The sequence below is a fragment of the Neptuniibacter sp. UBA6509 genome, from assembly GCA_002435145.1.
Lineage (GTDB): Bacteria > Pseudomonadota > Gammaproteobacteria > Pseudomonadales > Balneatricaceae > Neptuniibacter.
Window position 1 is genome coordinate 22,311 of the sequence record DJLT01000059.1, and the last position, 6,256, is coordinate 28,566.

7 protein-coding genes are annotated in these 6,256 nt (G+C 42.0%); all 7 read left to right on the forward strand.

Annotated elements, in window-relative coordinates:
* The first annotated feature begins 112 nt into the window (after window positions 1–112).
* The 7 genes from B4K11_RS07805 to tatC all read left to right on the forward strand — a co-directional run bounded on the left by B4K11_RS07805 (window position 113) and on the right by tatC (window position 6,111).
* On the forward strand, window positions 113–736 hold the full coding sequence (locus B4K11_RS07805) for a thiol:disulfide interchange protein DsbA/DsbL (protein ID WP_292950245.1): 624 nt from the start codon (window positions 113–115) through the stop codon (window positions 734–736).
* 136 nt (window positions 737–872) lie between these two features.
* The gene (locus tag B4K11_RS07810) at window positions 873–2,459 is read left to right on the forward strand and encodes a GGDEF domain-containing protein (protein WP_292950246.1); all 1,587 of its coding nucleotides are present in this window, start codon (window positions 873–875) and stop codon (window positions 2,457–2,459) included.
* A 55-nt stretch (window positions 2,460–2,514) separates the two neighbouring features.
* Window positions 2,515–4,149 (forward strand): ubiquinone biosynthesis regulatory protein kinase UbiB, encoded by a 1,635-nt coding sequence (gene ubiB, locus B4K11_RS07815; protein WP_292950247.1) that lies wholly within the window; start codon window positions 2,515–2,517, stop codon window positions 4,147–4,149.
* A gap of 86 nt (window positions 4,150–4,235) precedes the next feature.
* On the forward strand, window positions 4,236–4,565 hold the full coding sequence (locus tag B4K11_RS07820; protein ID WP_292950248.1) for a phosphoribosyl-ATP diphosphatase: 330 nt from the start codon (window positions 4,236–4,238) through the stop codon (window positions 4,563–4,565).
* A gap of 112 nt (window positions 4,566–4,677) precedes the next feature.
* Entirely contained in the window at window positions 4,678–4,932 is a 255-nt protein-coding gene (gene tatA / locus B4K11_RS07825; RefSeq protein ID WP_292950249.1) for a Sec-independent protein translocase subunit TatA, read from the forward strand.
* A 13-nt stretch (window positions 4,933–4,945) separates the two neighbouring features.
* The gene (gene tatB, locus B4K11_RS07830) at window positions 4,946–5,302 is read left to right on the forward strand and encodes a Sec-independent protein translocase protein TatB (protein WP_292950250.1); all 357 of its coding nucleotides are present in this window, start codon (window positions 4,946–4,948) and stop codon (window positions 5,300–5,302) included.
* The gene (gene tatC / locus B4K11_RS07835; RefSeq protein WP_292950251.1) at window positions 5,302–6,111 is read left to right on the forward strand and encodes a twin-arginine translocase subunit TatC; all 810 of its coding nucleotides are present in this window, start codon (window positions 5,302–5,304) and stop codon (window positions 6,109–6,111) included. Before tatB ends, tatC begins: the two co-directional genes overlap by 1 nt.
* Window positions 6,112–6,256 lie beyond the last annotated feature (145 nt).

The window sequence follows — 6,256 nt, forward strand, 5'->3', positions numbered from 1 at the left end:
TCGAAAAAGGCAGCTTAGGCTGCCTTTTTTGTAGGTGCTTTTCGTCGGCTTGGAACTTTCAGGCTGAGAGCGTGTCCATCTTTAAATGTTTTTGTAAGTTCGGAGCTAAATAATGAAAAGAATTGGTTTTATGATTGCTGCTTTATTGCTGCCTTTTATGGCTCAAGCTGAGGAATATCGTGAGGGTGTACATTATATAAAGTTAACCTCACCAGTACGCACAGCGGATCAGAGTAAAGTTGAAGTGGTCGAAATGTTTGGTTATCCGTGCCCTCACTGTAATAGTTTTGAGCCTCATATTAAAAATTGGGATAAGAATAAAGCGGAAGATGTGAACTTTGTTCGTATGCCTGTTGTATTTGGTCGTAGCTGGGAACCGATGGCGCGTGCGTTCTACTCCTCTGAACTATTGAAAACCTTAGATAAAACTCATGAAGCGACCTTTAATGCGGTTCATGTAGAGCGTCGTCGTTTCAGTGGGATGAATGATTTCTCTGAGTTTTATGCCAATTTAGGTGTTGATAGCGCTAAGTTTAATAAAGCGTACAACTCATTTGCCGTTAACATGAAGCTCAAACAGGGTGATTCTAAACTGCGTGGTTATGGTGTGCAGGGTGTTCCGGCGATGGTTGTTAATGGTAAATACCGTATTACGGCTCAGATGGCTGGTGGTCAACCGCAAATGCTTAAAGTCGTAGATTATCTCGTTGAAAAAGAGCGTATGTCAGCACAATAAAAGCCCCTTTTAATAAAAACGCCCAAATAAGGGCGTTTTTTTATGCCTCATTGATCTTAAACCCTAGTGTGAATTAGTGAGTTAGACTAACATGAAGTTTGACTGGTTTTTGGTTGTGGTGCTCTGAGGATATAGTGTGTCGGAAGAACAGGTTGATTGGAAAAAGAAATATAGGGAACTAGCTAAAGAGTTGGAGGTTCAGGAGCGCAGTAGCGCTGATGTCGAACTTCAACTGCGCCAGCTTGCAGGCTATATGTCTGTTGCGTTGGAAGGTGAAAGTCCTCAATTTGATTCTGACCTAGCTTCGTTAAAGCCTCTTCTGCAAGAAGAGTGTAGTGAGCACCTTGGTTTTCTGAAAAAAATTAGTCGCCGTATAGAAAAGCAGATTCATCGCCGTGAAGAGTCACGCAGTCAGCAAGCGAAACAGTCGATCTTTGCGCTGTTAAAATGGATTCGCATGCTACGTACGCAAGTACAGAGTGGTGGGTCACAGAATGTATTGGATTCATTAGAACGCCGTAGCAATGAGTTAGAAGATAGTTATTATGAGTTACCGAATGTTCTAGGGGATCTCATAGAGTTACAAAGTCACATTGATACGGGTGACAGCGATAATACGATTTCAGCCAGTGATTTTTCTTTAGATACAGCGGCTACTGCTGATGCTTTAGGAGATGAAGTCCGGCTTCTACTTAAGCGTATAGGTGCTGAGTTACTTGAACTGATCAGTGGGCTGTTTGTACCAAAAGAAGAAACGCCTAATGCTAGAGTGCTTGTAAAGCGCATTGAAGAGGGTTTCGAACTACCGCATCTTCCTGAAATCGTGCACCTAGTAGTCCAGTTAGTTATTAAATCAACAAGTAATACGAGTGATGATTTCGAAAATTACTTGTTGGAATTGAGCTCGCGTCTAACTGAAGTACAAACATTCGTAGTCGATAGCCGCCAGGTTCAGCAAGAGATTGGTAAAAACCAGCAAGATCTAGATAAAAAGGTTAGAACTGATGTGAAGAAGCTTCACAATACAGTGAAGAATACCCACGATATTAAAGATTTAAAAAGTGCCGTCTCTTTGCAGCTATCCGGCTTGGTAAAAGCTATGGATAGTTTTAAGAAAAAAGAGGAAGAGAGAGAACATCGCCTTCAGGGTCGTTATGAAGATCTGATTGGAAAAGTGGAGGAGATGGAGCAAGAGACGCGTAAGGTTAAAGCTCATATGGAAGAGGAGCGTTTAAGAGCGAGAACGGACCCTCTGACGGGCCTGCCTAACCGTGCAGCGTATGATGAACATATTGAACAAGAATACGAACGTTGGTCACGATATCGCACTCCGTTTGCAGTTGTTGTAGCCGATTTAGATCTGTTCAAAAAGGTTAATGATAACTTTGGTCATTTAGCGGGAGATAAAGTCCTTCGATTAGTGGCAAAGGTTATTACTAAAAATATCCGAGTGACCGATTTCGTTGCACGTTATGGTGGTGAAGAGTTTGTTATTATTCTTCCATCCACTGGTACGGCTGAGGCCGAACAAGCGATGGATAAGTTAAGGCAGTCGTTAGAAAAAAGTCCCTTTAACTTTCATGGTAAACCTGTAGGCATCACAATGTCTTTTGGTGTAACTGAGATAAAAGAGGGTGATTCTTTGGATGATTTCTTTACCCGTGCTGATGAAGCTTTGTATCAAGCAAAAGAAGATGGTCGTAATCTAGTTAGGACGAAATAAACTTCGTCCTCGTTTCCCATTTCAATAATAGTTTATTAAGTTAAGGTTCCCTTCTGTGAAGCGTCTTTCGCGTATTCTGAAAATTGTTCAGGTTTTTGCTCGCTATCGTCTTGATACATTGTTCCTGAGTTTATCACTTCCTTGGTATATCAAACTTTGCTTCTGGCTGATGCCATGGCGCCTTTTTATCTCTGCATCTAAACCTGAAGCTGTACGTATTCGATTGGCATTGGAAGCCTTAGGACCTGTTTTCGTCAAATTTGGTCAAATGCTGTCTACACGTAGAGATCTGCTGCCGGATGACTTGGCAGAGGAACTGAAAAAGCTACAAGATCGAGTCCCTCCATTTTCGGGCCATCAGGCACAAAGCTTGATAGAGGAAGCTTTAGGTCAACCTGTCTCTGAACTATTCAGTGAATTTGACGTTGAGCCTATGGCCTCTGCATCGGTCGCCCAAGTACATAAAGCGACGATGTTTACGGGCCAGGAGGTCGTAGTAAAAGTTATTCGTCCTGGAATTGGTAAAACAATTAGAAAGGATATGGATCTCTTATTTACCCTGGCGCGTTTAGTTCATGGCGTTTGGGAAGAGGGGCGTAGGCTTCGTCCAGTGGAAGTAGTGGCTGAATATGAACAGACTATTTTTGATGAATTAGATCTACGTAAAGAAGCGGCCAATGGCTCCCAGCTGCGTCGCAATTTTGAAAATAGTGAGATTTTGTATATCCCTGAAATATTTTGGGATTACACGCGCTCGAATGTATTAGTCATGGAGCGTATTCATGGTATTCCCGTTGCAGAGGTTGATCAGCTAGAAGCACAGCAAACAAATATGAAAGTGTTAGCTGAGCGTGGTGTAGAGATCTTTTTCACTCAGGTATTTCGTGACAGTTTTTTTCATGCAGATATGCACCCTGGTAATATCTTCGTGTCTCGTAATAATCCATCTTCACCACAATATATAGCGGTTGATTTTGGAATCATCGGATCCTTAACGCCTGAAGATCAAAGCTATTTGGCTAGAAATTTCTTAGCATTCTTTAAGCGAGACTATCGTTTAGTTGCACAGCTGCATGTTGATTCAGGTTGGGTTCCGGCAGATACAAATGTAGATGCATTCGAGACAGCTATTAGAAGTGTATGTGAGCCTATCTTTGAAAAGCCGCTTAAAGAGATCTCATTTGGTCAAGTTCTGTTGGGTCTTTTTCAAACAGCAAGGCGTTTCAATATGGAAGTTCAGCCGCAGCTGGTGCTGTTGCAGAAAACATTACTTAATATTGAGGGGCTAGGGCGTCAGCTCTATCCAGATCTCGATCTATGGAAAACAGCCAAGCCTTTCTTAGAGAACTGGATGAAAGAGCGAATGGGGCCAAAAGGAGTGTATCGCTCGATTAAGCAGCAAGCGCCAGATTGGCTAGAAAAATTACCTCATATGCCACAACTACTATTTGATGCGTTAAATCAGGTACGCGATCTAGATAATAGTCGTTTGCGAGATATCCGAGCTTATCAGCAAGCAAAAGATGAGCTAAAGGCAAAAAGCCGTCGTAGACAATCGTTAGCATTACTACTTATCGCAGGTGCCGTTGTTGCGGCTAGCCCAGAACTTCAGGCTTGGCTCTGTGAGCTGCCGGTCAGCAGCTGGGTTTTGGCGGGTCTAGGTGGCGTGTTGTTACTTAAAGGAAAGTAGTCCTTCTTAAGGGGGGATGGTGGAAATATTATTGTTCGGGTATGCTTCCGCAACGATAAAAAGCATAAATTTAAGCGAGAGAAGAAATGAGCGACGTATTAACTAAGCTAGGTGAAGTATTAGAGCAGCGCAAAGCCGCATCACCAGATAGCTCATATGTCTCAAGTTTACACGCTAAAGGCTTGAATAAGATTCTTGAAAAAGTGGGTGAAGAAGCAACCGAAACGATTCTTGCTGCAAAAGATGCGCAAGCGAGTGGGGATAACAGTGATGTTATCTATGAAACGGCAGATCTTTGGTTTCATAGTTTGGTGGCGTTATCTCACTTAGGTGAAACTCCACAGTCAGTAATCGATGAATTAGCTCGTCGCTTTGATCTTTCTGGTCTGGAAGAAAAAGCATCACGAACTAAATAAAGGTAAATATGCTGGTTTAGTAGCAGGCAGTTGCTACTACTGAATAGATTAGTCATATTAATAATGAATTTAGGTGATGCGTTCACCGTTGAAGTAAATACGGAGCATAACAATGGGTTTAGGTGGAATTAGTATTTGGCAGCTTCTTATTGTGTTGGCCATTATTATTTTGATTTTTGGAACAAAGAAATTTAAAAACATCGGCGGCGACCTAGGTGGAGCGGTTAAAGGCTTCAAAAAGGCGATGAGCGAAGATGCTGATAAAAAAGAAGAAGACGGCGATAAAAAGCAATTAAAGCAGGAAGATGCTGATTTTACAGAAGCGAAAAAAGCTGATGTGAAAGATGAGCAGAAGTCTGATAAATAATTGGTTGCACTAAATGTTTGATATCGGTTTCGCTGAGATACTCATTGTAGCGGTGGTTGCATTGGTTGTGCTCGGTCCAGATAAGTTACCTGGAGCGATACGTACCGTAGGTATGTGGGTAAGGCGTATCCGCAGTGCTGTGGGTTCTATTCAATCAGAGATCAGCGAAGAGCTGAGAATTGATGAGCTGAAAAGAACGGCAGCAATACAGAAAAGTGAACTTGATAAAGAGCTAGATGAGATGCGTCAGCCATTTAATGAAGCTCATGAGTCACTGACAGCAACAAAAGCCCCTTCAGTTGAAGAGCTGAAAGAGCAAGCGAATGCTGAAGAGTTAAAAACCTCTGAACAAAGCAAAATAGAGAAGTAATGAGCGAAGAGCAAAAAAGCCCAGGTCAGGATACGGAGCAACCGTTAATTAGTCACTTGGTGGAGCTTCGACAGCGCTTAATGTATGTGCTGTTAATTATCCTAGGGCTGTTCTTGGGATTGTTCTATTTTGCCAATGATCTTTATACCTATCTATCAGCGCCGCTAACGGCGTTATTGCCGTCAGGCACGAGCATGATTGCGACTGATGTAACGTCCCCGTTCTTTGCTCCATTCAAGCTAACATTGGTTATCGCCATATTTGCAGCCATGCCTTTTATCTTGCATCAAATATGGGGGTTTATCGCGCCCGGGTTATATCAGCATGAAAAAAAGTTCGCTATTCCATTGCTGGCCTCAAGTATCTTTTTGTTCTATGCAGGCATAGCATTCGCTTATTTTGTCGTTTTTCCTCTAATCTTTGGCTTTTTTACAAGCGTAGGGCCTGAGAATGTAGAAGTGATGACTGATATCAGCAGTTACCTCAACTTTGTGCTGAAATTGTTTTTTGCTTTTGGAATAGTGTTTGAGATCCCTATAGCAACGCTATTATTGATCTGGTCTGGCGCGGCAACGGTACAAGGCCTAAGGGATAAAAGAACCTATGTGATAGTAGGTTGTTTTGTTATGGGGATGTTACTAACGCCTCCAGATGTAATTTCACAAAGCCTGTTGGCTATCCCTATGTGGTTACTATTCGAAACTGGGATTATCTTAGGCGTTATCTTCGTCAAGCCAGCTAAAGATGATGAGCTTGAAGATGAATTAGAAGAAGCGATGCAAGAAGAGCGCAGTAACAGCAAAGATTAATTAGTTAGAAAATTATTATTGAAAAAGCGCTGCTTATTAACTTAAGCGGCGCTTTTTTGTATCTGCTGTACAAGAATTGAGCGTTGCTGATGTTTTATTAACCGCTTTTAGCGGGCGCTGTATAAAAATGGAGTTTTTTTACAAA

Coding starts and splice junctions, on each gene's coding strand:
- B4K11_RS07805 (WP_292950245.1), top strand. CDS start 113: ATGAAAAGAATTGGTTTTATGATTGCTGCTTTATTGCTGCCTTTTATG.
- tatB (WP_292950250.1), top strand. CDS start 4,946: ATGTTTGATATCGGTTTCGCTGAGATACTCATTGTAGCGGTGGTTGCA.
- tatC (WP_292950251.1), top strand. CDS start 5,302: ATGAGCGAAGAGCAAAAAAGCCCAGGTCAGGATACGGAGCAACCGTTA.
- tatA (WP_292950249.1), top strand. CDS start 4,678: ATGGGTTTAGGTGGAATTAGTATTTGGCAGCTTCTTATTGTGTTGGCC.
- B4K11_RS07820 (WP_292950248.1), top strand. CDS start 4,236: ATGAGCGACGTATTAACTAAGCTAGGTGAAGTATTAGAGCAGCGCAAA.